An 18,220-nucleotide genomic window follows, 5' to 3' on the forward strand; every position below is an offset into this window, starting at 1 on the left:
TTCGTCAGCGATCGGCCGGTCGGTCGCGCGCGTCGCGGACCGCCGACACGGCGTAATCGACCCCGGTGACCACCGTCAGGACGATCGCGGCCCACATCATCACCCATGCTCCGGAGTGCCACGGACCGGACAGCGGCATGACGAACAGGCCGATCGCCATCGCCTGAACCAGGGTCTTGAGCTTGCCGCCGCGGCTGGCGGGGATGACACCGCGCCGCAGTACGGCGAATCGCAGCACGGTGACCGCGATCTCACGCACCAGGATGACGGCGGTGACCCACCACGGCAGGTCACCGAGCAGCGAAAGTCCGATCAGGGCGGCCCCGATCAGCGCTTTGTCGGCGATCGGATCGGCCAGCTTGCCGAACTCCGTGACCATTCCGTACGACCGCGCGATGCGGCCGTCGACGTGGTCGGTGATCACAGCCGTGGCGAAGATCGCGAAAGCCACGATCCGCCAAGTGGTTTCATGGCCGTCGCCGACGAAGAGCGCCGCCAGGAAGACCGGGACCAGCGCCATGCGCACACCCGTGAGCATGTTGGCGACGTTGGCCACCCCGACACGCGGAACCACGGGATTGACTTCAGACTGGCCCGGCACCGCAACAGAATATCGGTTGCGCCAGCCGATACCCTCGCAGCTGTGACCGAAGCGCCCCATCCGACCGGGCTGGTCGTCCGTCGCGCCCGCACTTCGGACGTCCCCGCGGTCAAGGCGCTCGTCGACATCTACGCGGGCCGCATCCTGCTCGAGAAGAACCTGGTGAACCTCTACGAGGCGGTCCAGGAGTTCCAGGTGGCCGAGCTCGACGGCGAGATCGTGGGCTGCGGCGCACTCCACGTTCTGTGGTCCGACCTGGGCGAAGTGCGCACGGTCGCAGTCCACCCGAAGGTCCGGGGCACCGGCGTCGGACACGCGGTCGTCGAACGTCTGCTCGACGTCGCCCGCGACCTGCACCTCGCACGCATCTTCGTGCTGACGTTCGAGACCGAGTTCTTCGGAAGGCACGGTTTCACCGAGATCGAGGGCACCCCGGTCACCGCCGAGGTGTACGACGAGATGTGCCGGTCCTACGACACCGGCGTGGCGGAGTTCCTCGACCTGTCCTACGTCAAGCCGAACATCCTCGGCAACACCCGCATGCTGCTCACCCTCTAAAAATCCTCGTCGGCGTCGGCGTCGGCACCGTTCGCGTCGGCACCGCCCCGGATCAGCGCCAGGGTGCCGGCCAGCTCGTCCGGCTTGACCAGCACCTCGCGCGCCTTGGAGCCCTCGCTGGGCCCGACGATCTGGCGGGTCTCCATCAGGTCCATGAGACGGCCTGCCTTGGCGAACCCGACGCGCAGCTTGCGCTGCAGCATCGACGTCGAGCCGAACTGGCTGGACACCACGAGCTCGACGGCCTGGAGGAACACGTCCATGTCGTCGCCGATGTCGGGGTCGACGTCGGAGCGGTCGCCACCGGCGGGCTTGGCCTTGGTGACGCCTTCCGTGTACTCGGGCTCCGCCTGGTCCTTGCACGCCTGGACGACGGCCTGGATCTCCTCGTCGCTGATGAACGCGCCCTGCAGGCGGATCGTCTTGTTCGCGCCCATCGGCAGGAACAGCGCGTCGCCCATGCCGATCAGCTTCTCGGCGCCGGGCTGGTCGAGGATGACGCGGCTGTCGGTCAGCGACGACGTGGCGAACGCCAGCCGGGACGGCACGTTGGTCTTGATGAGACCGGTGACGACGTCGACCGACGGCCGCTGGGTTGCCAGCACCAGGTGGATGCCCGCGGCTCGAGCCTTCTGGGTGATCCGCACGATCGCCTCTTCGACGTCACGCGGGGCGGTCATCATCAGGTCGGCGAGTTCGTCGACGATCGCCAGGATGTAGGGGTAGGGCTTGTAGACGCGCTCGCTACCGAGCGGTGTCGTGATCTCCCCGGACCGCACCTTCTCGTTGAAGACGTCGATGTGCCGGACCCGCGACGCCTGCATGTCCTGGTAGCGCTGCTCCATCTCCTCGACGAGCCACGCCAGGGCTGCGGCCGCCTTCTTGGGCTGCGTGATGATCGGGGTGATCAGGTGCGGAATGCCCTCATACGGCGTCAGTTCCACCATCTTCGGGTCGATCAGGATCATCCTGACCTCCTCCGGGGTGGCCCGCGTCAGCAGCGACACCAGCATCGAGTTCACGAAGCTCGACTTACCCGACCCCGTCGAACCGGCGACCAGAAGGTGCGGCATCTTCGCGAGGTTGGCCGAGATCATCTCGCCCTCGATGTCCTTGCCGAGACCGATCACCAGCGGGTGGTGGTCGCCGCGGACGTCGTCGTCGGTGAGAACGTCTGCCAGCCGGACCATTTCGCGATCGGTGTTGGGCACCTCGATGCCCACGGCCGACTTGCCCGGGATGGGCGCCAGCATGCGGACGCTCTCGGTCGCCACGGCGTAGGCGATGTTGCGGTGCAGCGCGGTGATCTTCTCGACCTTCACGCCGGGGCCGAGTTCGACCTCGTAGCGCGTCACGGTCGGGCCGCGCGTGCAGCCCGTCACCGCGGCGTCGACCTTGAACTGCTCGAGTACCGAGGTGATTCTCTCGGTCATCTGGTCGTTGGCGGCCGTCCGGCGCTTCGGGGGGTCACCCGCAATCAGCAGTTCCATCGACGGCAGGTGATACGGACCCTCGACAACGCGGTCGAGCACCAGCGTGTCCGACTTCTTCGCCTTCTTGCGTTTGGGGGCGACGGGTAACGCGGGCTCCGGAACCGTCGGCGGCTCGTCGAGCGGGTAGTTGTCCATCGGGCTGCCCGCGGGGGTCGCCGACGCGGCGACGGGCCACTGCTGTTCGTCCGACCGGATGCTGGCCGGATCGTCGTAGTACCCGTCGGAGAAGTCCTCCGGCGCTTCCGCGGTGTCGTCGTAGTACTCGTCATCGTCGAAGTCGTCGTCGTACTCGCGTCCGCGGCCGATGGCCAGGTAGCTGCTGAGCGCCGCGGGCACCTCGCGGATGGTGGTGCCGGTCATCAGCAGCAGCCCGAACAGGACTCCGATGATCAGCAGCGGCGCGGCGATCCACGGCGTGAGGCCGTCGGACAGCGGGCCGCCGATGGCGAACCCGACGAAGCCGGCCGCGTGCTGGCGGCCCGCCGGATCCTGGGGCGCCCCCGACCAGAGGTGCCACAGCCCGAGGATCGGCAGGGCGATCATCGCGCCGCCCAGCACCAGCCGGGGACGCGCCTCGGGATGGGGCTCGGTGCGCATGAGGATGACGGCGATCGCGCCGAGGAGTATCGGCGCGACGTTGATGCCCGCGCCGACGACGGTGCGCAGGGCGGTGTCGATCCACTCCCCCGCGGGACCGGCCACCCCGAACCACGAACTCGCGGCGATGACGACTGCGATGCCGAGCAGTGCGAGGGCGATGCCGTCGCGACGGTGGCCCGGTTCGAGGTCGCGGGCGCGGCCCACCGACCTCGCGGTGGTGCCCGCCCCCTTCGCGAGCATCAGCCAGCCGGCGCGCGTGGTCCGGCCGAGCGCGGCACCGGCGGACCCGGCGGCCGAGCGCTTCGCGGGCTTGCGCCGCGGCGGTGCGGGCCGCTTGGCCGACTTCGGTCGCGCCGTGCTGCGAGAGCCCGTCCCTGACCTGGGGTTTCGCGAGCCAGATCGGCTGACGGTCTTACTTGCCATGCCGGTAAGCCTAGTCGCAGAAACCCCATTTGCACCATCAGCCACACTGGTTACAAGTCGCTTTCCGAACGACCACAGCGGGGTAACGATTCGAGTCATGCGGCGTGTCCCGGCGTCGGACTGGAGCGGCGGAATCAGCAGCTAAGCGTGCCGTCCCCCGACACGGCCGGCGTTGTCAGGACGTCACGTCAGCGCCTCGATCAGCTCTCCGACTGTGTGCGCTGCTTCCAACGGGTGGCGCAGGCGTCCGGACTCGTTCACCGCGTAATCGTTGCGCCGGCCCACCTTCGTCTTCTCCAGGTATCCGTCTGCAACCAGGTCGGACAGGATGGCTTGGACGGAGCGCTCGGTGATCCCGATACGCAGGCTCAATTCCCGCGCGGTCAGTGAACCGGCGTGCGCGAGGCACAGCAGAACGTGGGCGTGATTAGTCAAGAACGTCCACCCGCGGGCGGGGCTCTCGGCCCCGATATCCGGCGTCGGATTGCGGACGGCTCGTGACTGGGCGACCGACTTCGGCCTACCTGCCCGCGCGGTTTTCTTCGGCGTCCGTCTCGACGAGGCGATCATTGCCGACATATTACTGGTCTGATTCAGGTAATCGGTTTCGCCAAAAACATAGTGTCGCCCGGTCAGCCGTGGTGTCTGGTGTTGCGGCCAAGCATGACTGAGCGTCGATTCGGTCGACGAGTTGGCGATCCGCTGTCGCCGGCCGAGGTGGCTGTCGTTCAAGGGTTGCAACGCGTGCACGTGCCCGGGTCCGCGTCAGACTGGGCCACCTTCACCGCGATGCGGTACGTGCAGACAGCGCAGGCGTGTATTTCGTTGAGCAGCAGGTCAGTTGGTGACAAGCAACCACGGCAAGGCAATCCCCGCTCCACCTCCGTCCGGCCGTAGCCAGGGCTGCCACAGGACGGACACGGCGTCGCCAACCGCCGCGCGAGCCGGTAGGCCAGCTGCCTCAACACCTGCTGACGGCCAGGGTTGTGGTGGGCCCGCAGGTCCGGTTCGACCACTGCCGATTCATCGACAGATGCCTGCGCCGCGACCATGATGGCGGTCCTCAGCTCGTCGATCCTGGTGATTCCCTTAGTGATCTCACCGGTGCCACCAGCGGCGGAAGGTCGCACGATGAGCGCCTGTTCGGCTACGGCGTCGAGTACCGCGGCGGGGAGTTCCGCAATCGACCGGACCCGATAGCTATCGGTCAAAAGCGTTACGGCGCGCAACCCTTCGAGAACTTCGAACCCGTCGACGTCATCGACGAACAACAGAATCTCCTCGTGCAGTGACCAGCCCAACCCCACCAGAGGCTCATAGCTCGCTTCACTGGCGAGTCCGCGTCTCAACCCCGTAGCGCGCATGCCCAGGCGGGCTTTCATGCGAACCACCTCGACCGCCGGACGAGTGCGAGCAACCTCTCCGGAGAACGTGCCGTACCGGTCGGTGTCCAGATCGACGGGAACCACCAGTCGTGCGCCCAGGATTTCGTCGAAGGCAGGCGCGAACTGACGTTCCTTGCCGTGACGGGTGCCGACGGCCAGCGCACACCCGCGATAGGGCGAGGCATCCGACGGTCCGCCCTCATGCGGCGTAACTCTCACGAAGTTTGACACATGCAACACAATACACGTAATCTACTTCGCATGTGGACGCGGACCGAGACAGCGGCGCTGATCTCTTTGGTGCTGGCCCCTCTGCTGATGGCGGCGGTGGCCTCGGTGCTGGGCCGGCGGGCACCCGTGTTGACCGCGCGCCTCGGCGCCGTGACCGCGGGCTCGGGCTTCCTGCTCGCTGCAGCGCTGGGGCTGGCTGCAGCGCGCGGCGATGTCGCCTCGGCAGGGGCAGGGGTGTTCGCCCTCGCCGCCGACCGACTCGCGGTCGCTCTGTTCATGTTGATCTTCGGAGTGAGCACCGTGACGCAGACGTTCGCGATCCGCTATCTCGCGGGGGACCCGCGAGCCGGGTGGTTCACCGGTGGGGCGAGTCTTCTCACCGCCGCCTCCGCGGTGCTGGTCAGCGCTTCCACCCTGGTCGGCATCGCTGCGGGTTGGACGGTGGCCGGCATCGCGCTGTGCCTGCTGCTGGGTACCTACCGGCAGCATCCCAGCGCACGCGACGGCGTCCGCCGTGCCGCCGTGGCGTTCCTGATCGGCGATGCAGCACTGTGGTTGGCGGTCGCACTGATCAGCATCTCGTCGGGCTCCGTGGCCTTGGCCGAGCTTCCCACCACGCAGTTCCAGGGCCCCGAGGCTGTAGTCGCGGCCGTGCTGGTCGTGGTTGCCGCGCTGTCGCGCTCGGCGCAGATTCCCTTCCACCGCTGGCTGCCCGCCACCCTGGCGGCGCCCACTCCGGTGTCCGCGCTGCTGCATGCCGGAGTGGTCAACGCCGGAGGGATCCTGCTGGTCAGGCTGAGCCCCCTGCCCAGTCCCGTTGTCGCGACCGGTCTCATTGTCACCGCCGGAGCCGCCACCATGGCGTACGGCGCGGCCATCATGCTGGTCAAGCCGGACATCAAAGGGGCACTTGCCTATTCGACGATGGCCCAGATGGGTTTCATGATCCTCACCTGCGGACTGGGACTTTGGGCGGCCACGGTGTTCCACCTGTTCGCCCACGGCTTCTACAAAGCCACTCTGTTCTTATCCTCCGGCTCTGCGATCGCCCGCATCCGCCGGCATGCCGCACTGCCCGCCGCACCCCGGCCCACCGGACACCGCCGGGGGCTGTGCGCGGCTGCCGCGATGACGCTACCGGCGGTCGCGCTCTACACCGCAATACATTTGGTGCCCGCGTGGACCCATCACGCCGCACAACACGCCCTGCTGCTGTTCGCTTGGGTTACCGGCGCAGTCGCCACCTGGGGCTGGCTGCAGCGCCGGCCGAACATCACCGGCGCACTGTACGCCGCAGCGCTGCTGCTGCCATCCGCCGCCGTCTACATAGCCATCGTCAACGCTGTCAGCGCTTTCCTCGACCCCGCCCTGCCAACCGCCACCGTTCCCGTATCTGCCGTCTGGCCGATCATCGGGGCTGCGGCGATCCTGCTCGCTGCCTTAGCGGGTCTGCGCCTGTCTCCGGCGGCCACCGCACTGCACCGCGCCGTCTACACCCACGCCCTCAGCGCCGGAACGATAAACCCCGTCACACCAGGAGCACACCGATGACCGAGAGCACCCTGATTCCGCCCGATCACCGGCGAGCCCGGCTTCGCAGCGACATCCGGCTTGCCGGCCGACTACTGCCGACTCACTATCCGCTGGGCACCTTCATCGCGGTCAACCCCCTGGCAGGTCTGCAGACCATGCCGTTCGAACAGGCCATCCGACGCGCAGGCGACCTGTACGGAACGCTCGGCACTCTGCCGGAGAGCACCTTTCGCTCGCTCTACCGCCAGGGCCGAATCACCGACACCGATCTGGACAGCGCACTGATCCGTCGCTATCCGATACTCGCCGACGAACCCGATCTGAGACTGGCCGAGCGCACCTTCACGGCCATCGAACTGCTGCGGGCCGATCTGCTGTTCGGCCACATCTCCCCGGACCCGATCAGACGTTCGCGGATTCGTGCCGAGCAACTCGCCCCTCACGTGGCCGACAACATCGACGCACACGCCGCGAAGTGGTCGGCCGCGTTCTTCGGCCAGGCGAGCTGGCCGATGCCCGGCCGGGAACTCGGCTTCTACGCGGCATGGCGCACGCTGGCACCCGGTGACCGGAGTCTGCCACGCACCGCGCGCAAGGCGCTGCGCGCCGTCGCCGAACGTTCCGACGATGCGGCACTGGAAGCACTGGACGCCCTGGGCGTCGCAGACGACGCCCGGATCACCTACCTGCAAGCCCACCTGACGCGGTTACCGGGCTGGGCCGCGCACGTGCAGTGGAGCGCCGACCGGGGCGTGGGCATCGACCTACTGCAGTACCTGGCAATGCGATTGAGCTACGAAGCAGCGCTGCTCCGACACCACAGCGGGCACAGCGCGAAAACGTCACCGCAGCCGACGCCGCCCACCGCCAGGGAACGCGCCGAACACCTGCTGCGGGTGTGGGGCGTCACCGAGGCTACCGACGGCGACGTCACCACGGCCGCTCGAATTCTCGCCGCAGTCCCCATACCCGCCCGACTCATGCTGTGGCAGAACGCCTTCGAGTCTCACTACCACGATCAACTCCTCAGCGATCTGGAAGCCCACCGGCCGCCCACTGATCCGCCCGCGCACACCCACCTCGTCACCTGCATCGACACCCGCTCCGAGGGACTACGCCGGCACCTCGAAGCATGCCGTGGATATCAGACCTTCGGCTTCGCCGGCTTCTTCGCCGTCGCCATCCGGTTCACCGATCTGCTGAATGGCGCACCGGCAGATCTGTGCCCGGTACTGATTTCGCCAAGCCACGACATCACCGAGCAACCCGCCCCCCACGCCCACGGCACCGCCGTTCGCCAGGTAACCGGCACCGGTAACCTGGCCGGGGCCGAGTCGGCCTTCCACTCCGCCAAGGAGTCGGTGGCTGCGCCTTTCGCCCTCGCCGAAGCCGCCGGCTGGATCGCCGCCCCTCTCGCAGCGGCCAAAACGTTGGCGCCCGCGGCCGTCGGCAACCTGCGGCGGAGGCTGCGGGACGCGATAGCACCCCCCGCGGAGTCGCTACTGAACGTGAACGCGATGTCGCTGGCGGAGCGGGTCCTGTTCGCGCAGGTGACCCTGACAACGATCGGATTGACCAGAGACTTCGGCCGGCTGATCGTGCTGTGCGCCCACCACAGCACCACCGAGAACAATCCGTATCAGGCTTCCCTCGACTGCGGGGCCTGCGGCGGTCAGGGCGGTGGTCCCAACGCCCGCACCGCGGCGCGCATTCTCAACCAGACCGAGGTGCGTGACGAGTTGCGTTCCGCCGGCATCGACATCTCCGAGCACACCCACGTCCTGGCGGCCCTGCATGACACTGCCACGGACCGGATCACCATCCTCGACGCCCATCTCATTCCCACCAGCCATAGCGCCGACGTCGACCGCCTCCGAGCCGACCTCGGCCGCGCAGGCCGCGCACTGGCCGCCGAGCGCTGCGCCACGCTACCCGGTGCCAAAACCACGTCGCCGCGCGCCGCGGCACGACACGTCTTGCGAAGAGCGGTGGACTGGGCCCAGGTGTATCCCGAGTGGGCGCTGGCTGGAAACGCCGCATTCGTGATCGCGCCTCGAGAACTCACCCGCGACGTCGATCTGCAACGGCGGACCTTCCTGCATTCCTACGACGCCACCCTGGATGCTGACGGCACCGCCCTGGAAACCATCTTGACCGCGCCTCTGGTTGTGGCGCAGTGGATCAACTGCCAGTACTACTTCTCCGCCGTCGCCCCGGATGTTTTCGGCGCAGGCACGAAGACCGTCCACAATGTCGTCGGGAACGCCGGAGTCATCGCAGGCCACGTCGGAGATCTGCGCCTGGGCCTACCGTGGCAGTCCGTAGGACACCGGGATCGGCTGGTGCACGAGCCGCAACGGCTGCTCGCGATCGTGCAAGCACCCCTCGAACGCATAGACGCCGTGATCGACCGAAACACCATCCTGCAGCAGATGTTCGGTAATGACTGGGTCTTCCTCGCGGCCCGCGAACACCCCACCGAACCGTGGCAACGCTGGACTCGCGACGGCTGGCAGCTCTGGCCCCAGAGCCGTTGTCGCGAAACCGTTCACAACAAGGAGATGATTTCATGACACCCGCCCTGACCAAGATGACCAAGGTCGAAGTCGTCGTCACCGGTGCCGAGGCCCCGGCCGTCCGAGAACTCATCGGCAGTGTCGGCGCCACCGGATACACCAGCTTGTCGGGGGTCTCCGGCCTCGGCCATGACGGCTACCACCAGGGCCGACTTCTGTTCAACCAGCAGGCCACCCTCGAACTGATCATCACGGTCGTACCCGACACCAAGGTCGACGCACTACTCGTCGGTCTGCGTCCGCTTCTGGACGCCACGTCGGGAGTGATGTTCGTGACCGAAACCTACGTCAGCCGCCCCGAGTACTTCAACTAACGCGAAAGGACGCTATCGATGATCACGCCCCTCCAGGCCTGGCAGCGGCTAAGTGCCGGAAACCCGAGTTCCCCTGTGCAGTCGCCAGATCGACCCATAGCTGCAGTTTTCCGATGCTCCGATGCCCGCCTGACCAACGACGAGGTGTTCAACCAGCCCCCCGGCACGCTGATCGACGTCAGCACCTGGGGTCACACCGTTGACTCCAGCGTGCTGGCCAGCGTCGAGTACGCCATCGAGACACTCGACGTTCCCCTGATCGTCGTGCTCGGTCACGACGACTGCCCCGCCATGCACGCGGCCCTGCGCGCATGGGAACACGCCGAACTGCCCGCTGGGGCGATGCGCACCACGGTCGAACACGCGCTGCTCTCGGTGGTACGGCGCGGCACGCCCGCCGACACGGTGGAAGCGGTCACCGCAGCGCACATCGTCGAAACCGGTATCGCGCTCATGCAGCGCTCACCGGCGATCTCCAGCAGAATCGACGGTCGAACCTGCGGAATCGTCTGCGCCACCTCCGGATCCACCGTCGGACGACTCCGCGTCCACGGAACGTTCGGGGCGGTCGCTGACGACACGGATGCACTCGTCGAACTCGTCTGACACACAGCAGTAGCGGATCTGCCATGTGACGCACGATTCGCCAGTCTCACCCCGGAGGAGCACCCCCCGATCTCCGAGATCGACCCGCGCACCAGTATGTGGTCGGCATCACTTAGCATCACTTAGCGTCACTCACCGAAGAGTCCTAGGAGCGCCATGCCCGTCGTCGTCGTCGCCACCATGACCGCCAAGCCCGAATCCGTTGACGCGGTGCGCGATGCGTGTACCAAGGCCGTCGCCGCCGTTCACGAGGAGCCGGGCTGCGAGCTGTACTCGCTGCACGAGGCCAACGGCACGTTCGTCTTCGTCGAGCAGTGGGCCGACGAGGAGGCGCTCAAGACGCACAGCACCGCGCCCGCGATCGGCGCGCTGTTCGGGGCCATCGGCGAGCACCTCGACGGCGCTCCCGACATCAAGATGCTCGCACCGGTCGTCGCCGGCGATCCCGCCAAGGGTCAGCTGCGCGGCTGACGACATGGGCTCCCTGGAGGGCAAGGTCGCATTCATCACCGGCGCGGCCCGCGGGCAGGGCCGTGCACACGCGGTGAAACTGGCGTCCGAGGGCGCCGACATCATCGCTGTCGACCTGTGCGACCAGATCGCGTCGGTGCCCTACCCGCTCGCGACGGTCGACGACCTGAACGCCACCGTGAAACTCGTCGAGGAGACGGGTGCCCGGATCGTGGCCACGACGGCCGACGTGCGGGACCGCGCGGCGCTCAAGACCGCGCTCAAGGACGGTGTCGAGGAACTCGGCGGACGTCTGGACATCGTCGTCGCCAACGCCGGCATCGCGCCGATGGACGGGGAAAACGCCTGGGGCGACGTCCTCGACGTGAACCTGACCGGTGTCTGGCACACCATCGACGTCGCGATGCGGCCGATGATCAAGGCGGGCAACGGTGGAGCGATCGTGTTGACGAGTTCGGTCGCCGGGTTGGTCGGGCTGGCGTCGCCGACCGCCGGTTCGGTCGCGTACGCCGCCGCCAAGCACGGCATCGTCGGGCTCATGCGCGTCTACGCCAATCACCTCGCGTCCTTCAGCATTCGGGTGAACTCCATTCACCCGGCGGGTGTCGACACCCCGATGATCGACAACGACTTCACCCGCAGTTGGCTCGAGGGGTTGGCGCAGAAGAGCGGGGGCGGCCCGAGCATGACCAACGCACTGCCGGTGCAGACGCTCGACGCCGAGGACATCGCCAATGCGGTGCTCTGGCTGGTGTCCGACTCGGCTCGCTACGTCACCGGAGTCACGCTGCCGCTCGATGCGGGCTACGTCAACAAACGCTAGCCATGCCCCGGAATGCAGCAGCGGGAACGGCTTTCGGGCCGATTGTGCTGTCAGCGGTCGAGCAGTGCGAACCCCCCGAACGGCGCCTCGTCGACGACGACCTGGCTGCTCTGTTTCTACCGCTCCCCCTGCGCGCGGTCGTCGCGGCCACTCGGGTGGCGCCGATTCGGCGGGCCGTCGTGCGGGCGTCCGAGCGCGTCGGTCCGGGGCTGTGGGCCAACATCGCGTGCCGGAAGCGCTACATCGACGACACCCTCGCGGCTGCGATGAGCGGCGTCGACGCCGTCGTGGTGCTCGGCGCGGGTTTGGACACGCGCGCCTATCGATTGGCACGCCGAAACGACGTGCCGGTGTTCGAGGCGGACCTGCCGATCAACGTCGCGCGCAAGCGCAACATCGTGGCGCGGGTGCTGGGTGCGCCGCCGCCGTCGGTGCACCTGGTGCCGCTCGACTTCGAACGCGACGACCTGCTCTCGGTGTTGGAGTCGCACGGCTATCGACGTGATGCCCGCACGTTCTTCGTCTGGGAGGGCGTCACGCAGTACCTCACGGAGGCCGCGGTCCATTCGACGTTCGGCCAGCTGTCCGGCGCTGCGGCCGGCAGCCGGATCGACTTCACCTACGTGCGCTCCGACTTCGTCGACGGCACCGAGATGTACGGCGCACCAGCGCTCTACCGCAAATTCCGGGAGCGCAGTGACGTGTGGAAGTTCGGCCTGCCGCCCGACGGAATCGCCGAGTTCCTGGCCGGCTACGGTTGGCGGCTGATCGAGCAGGCCGGCCCCGACGAGTTCATGTCGCGCTACGTGGCACCGACCGGTCGGGGTCTGCGGACCTCGCAGATCGAGTGGTCGGTGTACGCCGAGAAGGTGTGAGTGCGCCCGAACCCACCAGCTCGACTGCCGCGTCGTAGACGGTGTCCTCGGAGAGCAGGACCTCCAGTGCGGCGTCGCCGAGCGGGATGAAGCTGTCGTGGCTGGCGACCCGCGCCATCGCGCCGGGGTAGCCGTGATCGACGAGCGCGGCGATTACGCCCTCGCTGACGCCGCCGCTCGCGCGCGTCTCGTCGACGACGAGCACGCGTCCGGTCGCGGTCGCCTCAGCGAGCACGTCGACCACGGGAAGTGGTGCGAGCCAACGAAGATCGACGACCCGCGCGGCGATTCCGAGTTCGGCGAGACGGCGCGTGACGCGCAGGCTCATCCTCAGGCCGTTGCCGAACGTCAGGATCGTGAGATCCCCGCCGTCGCCGTACGTCCTGGCCCGCCCGATCGGCACGGTGTCCCCGGAATCCGCTGCGAGCCAGAGGTCGTCACCGTCGTCGTACAGGTCGCGGGTGTGATAGAGCGCGATCGGTTCGAGGAAGATGCAGACCACGCCCGTCTCCGCGGCCGCCGCCACACACGACCGGAGCATGCCCGCCGCGTCATCGGGGCGCGCCGGCGACGCGATCACCACACCGGGTAGGTCCCGAATCGCGGCGATCGAGTTGTCGTTGTGGAAGTGCCCGCCGAAGCCCTTCTGATAGCCGTATCCGGCGATGCGCACCACCATCGGATTGCGGTACTGCCGGTCGGAGAAGAACTGCAGGGTGGCTCCCTCACCGCGGATCTGATCGGCGGCGTTGTGCAGGTAGGCCAGGTACTGGATCTCGGGGATGGGCAGCAGGCCGGACAGTCCGGCACCGAGTGCCAGACCGAGGATCGACTGCTCATCGAGCAGCGAGTCGAACACGCGGGCCCGACCGACTCTGGCTTGCAGGCCGCGGGTTACGCCGTACACGCCGCCCTTACGGGCCACGTCCTCCCCGAAGAGGATCGCCTGGGGATGGGATTCCAGGGCGTCGAGAAGCGCACGGTTGATCGCCTGCGCGAGCGTGACCGGGGTGGCATCGCCGGGCGTCGTCGACTCCGCCCGTTCGGTGACGGCGACGGCGTCGGCGAGGGCGTCGTGCAGCGGCGTCATCACCGCGTGCGGACTGCTCAACTGCGCCAGTTCACTGACCTCGGCGGCGATGCCGAGCACCTCGGCGCGCTTGGCCTCGTAGGCGTCGAGCACCTGCTGTGGCGACAGCACTCCCGACTCGATCAGCAACCGCGCCGTGCACAGCACGGGGTCGCGGGCGTAGTCGGCGGCGATCTCGTCCGGTTTCCGATAGCCCGGCTCGTAGTCGGAGCCGGCGTGGCCCATCAGTCGAACCGTGCGAAGGTGCAGGAACGCCGGCCGCTGTTGCGTCCGAACGTATTCGGCGGCGGCTGCGGACGTGGCGAGGACGCCGGGGAGGTCGGTGCCGTCGGCGGCGAAGTACTCGAGGTCGGCGCGGTCGCCGTAGGTGCGGGCGATCCAGCCCTGCGGAGTCCGAACGCTGATGCCGATGCCGTTGTCCTCGCACACGAACAGCAGCGGCAGCGCGACTCCCTGAAACGCGGTGTGCATCGCGGTGTTGATCGCTCCCACCGCCGTGGAGTGGTTCGCGGACGCATCACCGAAGCTACACACCGCGAGAGCATCTGCAGGCCAGGGACTTTCGACACCGAGCTTGCGCGTACGGGCGATCGAGAAGGCGACACCGACGGCTCTCGGCAGGTGCGAGGCGATCGTCGACGTCTGCGGGATGACGTTGAGCTCGAGGCGACCGAACACCTTGTGTCTGCCGCCCGAGATCGGTTCCTCGGTCGCGGCGACCAGGCCGAGCAACACGTCGCGAAGCGGGTCGCTGCCGGGGACCTGCTTCGCCCGAGCGAGGTAGAACCCGCCCGACCGGTAGTGCAGCAACGCCGGGTCGGTGGGTCGCAGCGCCGCGGCGACGGCCGCATTGCTCTCATGGCCCGCTGAGCCGATCGTGTAGTAGCCCTTGTTCTGCGATCGCAGCCATCGCGCCGCGAGGTCGAGATGCCTGCTGCCCAGTTGGGCGTCGAAGAGATCGAGACACGTCTGAAGTGCCGGATCGCGGGGTTCACGGTGGGCGGATGGCGCGGACAACGCACTGATCGTCGCCGTGAAGTACTCGTCGACTGGTTCGGCCACCGTCTGAGTATGCATCTCCCTCCCCGGTGCTCCCGGGGTTATCGCTCAGTCGATTTCGAGGACGGTCGGCACGATCATCGGCTGCCGCCGGTACACCTCGCCGACCCACTTGCCCACGGCCCGGCGCGCGGCCTGCGCGATGCGGGAGACGTCGGTGACCTTCTCGGCGGCGAGGGCGTCCAGCGCTTCGACCACCTTGACCGCGGCGGGTTCCAGCGCCTTGGGATCCTCCGAGAAGCCCCGCGAGGACAGGTGCGGGGCCGTAACCGACTTGCCGGTACCGCGCCGCACCACGACGGTCACGGCGATGAAACCCGATGCCAGCGTGAGCCGTTCGCCCACCGCGGTCTCGCCGACGTCGCCGGTGATCAGGCCGTCGACGAACATCTTGCCGACCGGCACGGCGCCCGCGATCGACGTGACGCCGTTCACCAGGTCGACGCTGACACCGTTCTCGGCCAGCATGACCTGCTCCTCCGGCACTCCGCTGCGCACCGCGAGCTTGGCGTTCGCCCGCAGGTGACGCCACGTTCCGTGCACCGGCATGACGTTGCGGGGGCGCACCCCGTTGTAGAGGAACATCAGTTCGCCCGCGTAGGCGTGGCCCGTGACGTGCACGCGCGCTTGGGCGTTGGTGACCACCCGTGAGCCGATCTTCGCCAGCGCGTCGATGACGCCGTAGACCGCCTCCTCGTTTCCGGGGATCAGCGACGACGACAGGATCACCAGGTCGCCTGCGGTCAGGGTGATGCTGCGATGCTCGCCGCGCGACATCCGCGACAGCGCCGCCATCGGCTCGCCCTGCGTGCCCGTGGTGATCAACACCACGCGGTCGGCGGGCAGCAGTTCGGCGGCGCCGATGTCGATCACGTTGTCCGGATCGACGGTGAGATAACCCAGTTCGCGGGCGATACCCATGTTGCGCACCATCGAGCGCCCGACGAACGACACCTTGCGCCCGAGCGCCACGGCGGCGTCGATGATCTGCTGCACGCGGTCCACGTTCGACGCGAAGCAGGCCACGATGACCCGCCCGTCGGCGCCGCGGATCAAGCGGTGCAGCGTCGGACCGATCTCACTCTCCGACGGACTGACACCGGGATGCTCCGCGTTGGTCGAATCGCAGAGGAACAGATCCACTCCGGCATCGCCGAGGCGCGACATGCCGGGCAGGTCGGTCGGCCGGCCGTCCAGCGGCATCTGATCGAGCTTGATGTCACCGGTCGCCAGCACCGTTCCCGCGCCGGTGTGCACGGCGATCGCCAGGCAGCCCGGAATCGAGTGGTTGACCGCGAAGTACTGGCACTCGAAGACGCCGTGCGTGGTCCGTCCGCCCTCGGCGACCTCGACGAACTCCGGCTTGATGCGGTGCTCGCGGCACTTCTCGGCGATCAGTGCCAGCGTGAACTTCGAGCCGACGATCGGGATGTCGCGCCGCAGCTTGAGCAGGTGCGGGATCGCGCCGATGTGATCCTCGTGCGCGTGCGTGATCACCACGGCCTCGATGTCGTCGAGGCGGTTCTCCACGTGCCGGATGTCCGGGAGGATCAGGTCGACGCCCGGCTCGTCGTGGTTGGGGAACAACACACCGCAGTCGATGATCAGCAGCCGACCGAGATGCTCGAAAACGGTCATGTTCCGGCCGATTTCACCGATCCCGCCCAGCGCCGTGACGCGCAGCCCGCCGGGCTGCAGTGGCCCGGGCGGATTGAGTGGCGCTGCGGGAGCGGTCATCTCAGCACGCCGGCGGCACGCATGTCGGCGGCCAGTTCGTCGAGTTGCTCGGGAGTCGCGGGCACCTGCGGGAGCCGCGGATCACCCACCTCGATGCCCTGCAGTCGCAGACCGGCCTTCGACATCGTCACGCCGCCGAGACGGGTCTGTGCGGCATCGAGGGCACCGAGTGCGACGTGGATCTTGCGCGCGGTCGCGACATCACCGGACTGGAACGCCGACAACATCTCCCGCAGCTGGTTCGCCGCGAAATGCCCCCAGACGCTGATGAATCCGGTCGCACCCATCGCCAGCCACGGCACGTTCATCGCGTCGTCGCCGGAGTAGTACGCCAGCCCCGTCTCGGCCATGATCATCGCGCCGCCGTGCAGATCGCGCTTGGCGTCCTTGACCGCGACGACGTTGGGGTGGGTCGCCACCGTCCGGAGGGTGTCCCACTCGATCGGCACGACCGAGCGCGGCGGGATGTCGTACAGCACGACGGGCAGCGCGGTCGCGTCCGCGACGGCGGTGAAGTGCGCGGCGAGGCCGGCTTGCGACGGTCGGGAGTAGTACGGCGTCACCACCAGCAGGCCGTGCGCACCCTCCTTCTCGGCCGCCTTGGCCAGGTGCACGCTGTGCGCCGTGTCGTAGGTGCCCGCGCCGGCGATGATGCGCGCCCGGTCGCCGACGGCCTCCAGTACGGCGCCGATCAGGGCCGCCTTCTCCGCATCGGTGGTCGTCGGGGACTCGCCCGTGGTGCCGGACACCACCAGGCCGTCGCACCCGGCGTCCACCAGGTGCTGCGCGAGCTTCTTAGCAGCGGCCAGATCGAGCGAGCCGTCCGGGCCGAACGGCGTCACCATGGCAGTCAGCACGGTGCCCAGGCGTGCGCCGACGTCGATTCCGCTGGTGGTCACGGCGCTTAGATTACCCGGCCCCGGCCACCGAATTCGAAAGCACCGGGCTGCGGCGGATTCACTCGGCGAGCAGGCCCGCGCGGCGCACGGCCGTCGCCGCGTCCGTCGGTGATGGTGGCGAGTAGGTCGACGTGCTCGCGCGGGGGTGCGGTCTCCCGGCGCCTCGAGGTCCAAGAGCACCTGTTCGAGCACCGGATGAGGAGCACGCGGCACCGGCCGAGAAGGGCTAGGGTCGGCCCCATGCCCGCCGATCCAGCACGCCTGCTCCAGGTCATCGAGGACGATGTTCTTCCGTTGACCGAGCGCGGCGTCGCCGCGGGCAACAAGGTGTTCGGCGCGGCGCTGCTGCGCAAGTCGGATCTGTCGCTGGTGATCGCCGGCACCAACGACGAGACCGACAACCCGCTGTTGCACGGCGAGATCAACACGCTGAACCGGTTCTACGCACTCCCGGAGCGGCCGCCGACGTCGGAGTTGGTGTTCCTCACCACCCACGAGCCCTGCACGCTGTGCATGTCGGCCATCACGTGGGCGGGCTTCGACAACTACTACTACTTCTACAGCCACGAGGACTCCCGCGACGCGTTCGCCATCCCGCACGACCTGAAGATCCTCAAGGAGCTGTTCGGTCTCGAGCCCGGCGGCTACCGGCGCACCAACGAGTTCTGGACGGCCTACGCGATCCGCGACCTGGTGGACGCGCAACCCGAGCCGCTGCGCTCCGACCTGCGCGCGCAGACCGACCGGATCAAGTCGCGTTACGCCGCGCTGTCCGAGCAGTATCAGGACACCAAGGGCGACAACGACATTCCGCTGGCCTAGTTGTACTGACCTGAGAGGTTAGGTACACGGCTGGCTGGTGGTTGACCGCCGAGTGCTGTGTGGCCGCGGTGGTGATTGTAGGTGTGCAACCAGCGGGGATACTCCTGGCATCGTTGTTCGTCGC

At 67.9% G+C, this 18,220-nt stretch carries 16 protein-coding genes and 1 pseudogene; 9 read left to right on the forward strand and 8 right to left on the reverse strand.

Annotation, left to right across the window (positions count from 1 at the left end):
* Positions 1-4: 4 nt before the first annotated feature.
* Entirely contained in the window at positions 5-538 is a 534-nt protein-coding gene (gene pgsA / locus NM203_RS13155; protein WP_408633341.1) for a CDP-diacylglycerol--glycerol-3-phosphate 3-phosphatidyltransferase, read from the reverse strand.
* A 105-nt stretch (positions 539-643) separates the two neighbouring features.
* Between pgsA and NM203_RS13160 the strand changes: the two genes are divergently transcribed.
* On the forward strand, positions 644-1,159 hold the full coding sequence (locus NM203_RS13160; protein WP_255060372.1) for an amino-acid N-acetyltransferase: 516 nt from the start codon (positions 644-646) through the stop codon (positions 1,157-1,159).
* On the opposite strand, the gene NM203_RS13165 is transcribed toward NM203_RS13160, so the two are convergent.
* The 3 genes from NM203_RS13165 to NM203_RS13175 form a co-directional block, all read right to left on the reverse strand.
* On the reverse strand, positions 1,156-3,816 hold the full coding sequence (locus tag NM203_RS13165) for an FtsK/SpoIIIE family DNA translocase (RefSeq protein WP_408633342.1): 2,661 nt from the start codon (positions 3,814-3,816) through the stop codon (positions 1,156-1,158). The genes NM203_RS13160 and NM203_RS13165 overlap by 4 nt on opposite strands.
* Before the next feature lie 42 nt (positions 3,817-3,858).
* On the reverse strand, positions 3,859-4,242 hold the full coding sequence (locus NM203_RS13170) for a helix-turn-helix transcriptional regulator (protein ID WP_408633343.1): 384 nt from the start codon (positions 4,240-4,242) through the stop codon (positions 3,859-3,861).
* Between the two features lie 161 nt (positions 4,243-4,403).
* Entirely contained in the window at positions 4,404-5,291 is an 888-nt protein-coding gene (locus NM203_RS13175; protein WP_255060374.1) for a DUF6671 family protein, read from the reverse strand.
* 30 nt (positions 5,292-5,321) lie between these two features.
* Between NM203_RS13175 and NM203_RS13180 the strand changes: the two genes are divergently transcribed.
* The 7 genes from NM203_RS13180 (at position 5,322) to NM203_RS13210 (ending at position 12,489) form a co-directional block, all read left to right on the forward strand.
* Complete coding sequence (locus NM203_RS13180) at positions 5,322-6,842, forward strand: proton-conducting transporter transmembrane domain-containing protein (protein ID WP_255060375.1); 1,521 nt, start codon at positions 5,322-5,324, stop codon at positions 6,840-6,842.
* Positions 6,839-9,397 (forward strand): DUF2309 domain-containing protein, encoded by a 2,559-nt coding sequence (locus NM203_RS13185; protein ID WP_255060376.1) that lies wholly within the window; start codon positions 6,839-6,841, stop codon positions 9,395-9,397. The genes NM203_RS13180 and NM203_RS13185 overlap by 4 nt, the downstream gene beginning before the upstream one ends.
* The gene (locus NM203_RS13190; protein WP_255060377.1) at positions 9,394-9,714 is read left to right on the forward strand and encodes a P-II family nitrogen regulator; all 321 of its coding nucleotides are present in this window, start codon (positions 9,394-9,396) and stop codon (positions 9,712-9,714) included. The genes NM203_RS13185 and NM203_RS13190 overlap by 4 nt, the downstream gene beginning before the upstream one ends.
* 18 nt (positions 9,715-9,732) lie before the next feature.
* Positions 9,733-10,320 (forward strand): carbonic anhydrase, encoded by a 588-nt coding sequence (locus tag NM203_RS13195; protein WP_255060378.1) that lies wholly within the window; start codon positions 9,733-9,735, stop codon positions 10,318-10,320.
* 156 nt (positions 10,321-10,476) lie between these two features.
* On the forward strand, positions 10,477-10,791 hold the full coding sequence (locus NM203_RS13200) for a putative quinol monooxygenase (protein ID WP_255060379.1): 315 nt from the start codon (positions 10,477-10,479) through the stop codon (positions 10,789-10,791).
* A gap of 4 nt (positions 10,792-10,795) precedes the next feature.
* Positions 10,796-11,614 carry a mycofactocin-coupled SDR family oxidoreductase gene (locus NM203_RS13205; RefSeq protein ID WP_255060380.1) on the forward strand — a complete coding sequence of 273 codons (819 nt, stop codon included), beginning with the start codon at positions 10,796-10,798 and terminating at the stop codon, positions 11,612-11,614.
* Between the two features lie 2 nt (positions 11,615-11,616).
* Positions 11,617-12,489 carry an SAM-dependent methyltransferase gene (locus NM203_RS13210; RefSeq protein ID WP_255060381.1) on the forward strand — a complete coding sequence of 291 codons (873 nt, stop codon included), beginning with the start codon at positions 11,617-11,619 and terminating at the stop codon, positions 12,487-12,489.
* On the opposite strand, the gene NM203_RS13215 is transcribed toward NM203_RS13210, so the two are convergent.
* From NM203_RS13215 to dapA, 3 genes are read right to left on the reverse strand one after another with little or no spacing between them, the layout of a single operon-like run.
* Entirely contained in the window at positions 12,407-14,641 is a 2,235-nt protein-coding gene (locus NM203_RS13215) for a thiamine pyrophosphate-dependent enzyme (protein ID WP_255060382.1), read from the reverse strand. The genes NM203_RS13210 and NM203_RS13215 overlap by 83 nt on opposite strands.
* A 45-nt stretch (positions 14,642-14,686) precedes the next feature.
* Complete coding sequence (locus NM203_RS13220) at positions 14,687-16,375, reverse strand: ribonuclease J (protein WP_255060383.1); 1,689 nt, start codon at positions 16,373-16,375, stop codon at positions 14,687-14,689.
* Positions 16,372-17,220 (reverse strand): 4-hydroxy-tetrahydrodipicolinate synthase, encoded by an 849-nt coding sequence (dapA, locus tag NM203_RS13225; protein WP_255060440.1) that lies wholly within the window; start codon positions 17,218-17,220, stop codon positions 16,372-16,374. The genes NM203_RS13220 and dapA overlap by 4 nt, the downstream gene beginning before the upstream one ends.
* A gap of 294 nt (positions 17,221-17,514) precedes the next feature.
* Here dapA and NM203_RS13230 point away from each other — a divergent pair, with 294 nt between their 5' ends.
* Positions 17,515-18,096 carry a tRNA-specific adenosine deaminase gene (locus tag NM203_RS13230; RefSeq protein ID WP_255060384.1) on the forward strand — a complete coding sequence of 194 codons (582 nt, stop codon included), beginning with the start codon at positions 17,515-17,517 and terminating at the stop codon, positions 18,094-18,096.
* On the opposite strand, the pseudogene NM203_RS13235 reads toward NM203_RS13230, so the two are convergent.
* A pseudogene (locus tag NM203_RS13235) lies at positions 18,093-18,220 on the reverse strand (IS481 family transposase); the annotation flags it as partial. The gene NM203_RS13230 and the pseudogene NM203_RS13235 overlap by 4 nt on opposite strands.

The sequence above is a fragment of the Mycolicibacterium arenosum genome (genome assembly GCF_024320865.1).
Taxonomy (GTDB): domain Bacteria; phylum Actinomycetota; class Actinomycetes; order Mycobacteriales; family Mycobacteriaceae; genus Mycobacterium; species Mycobacterium arenosum.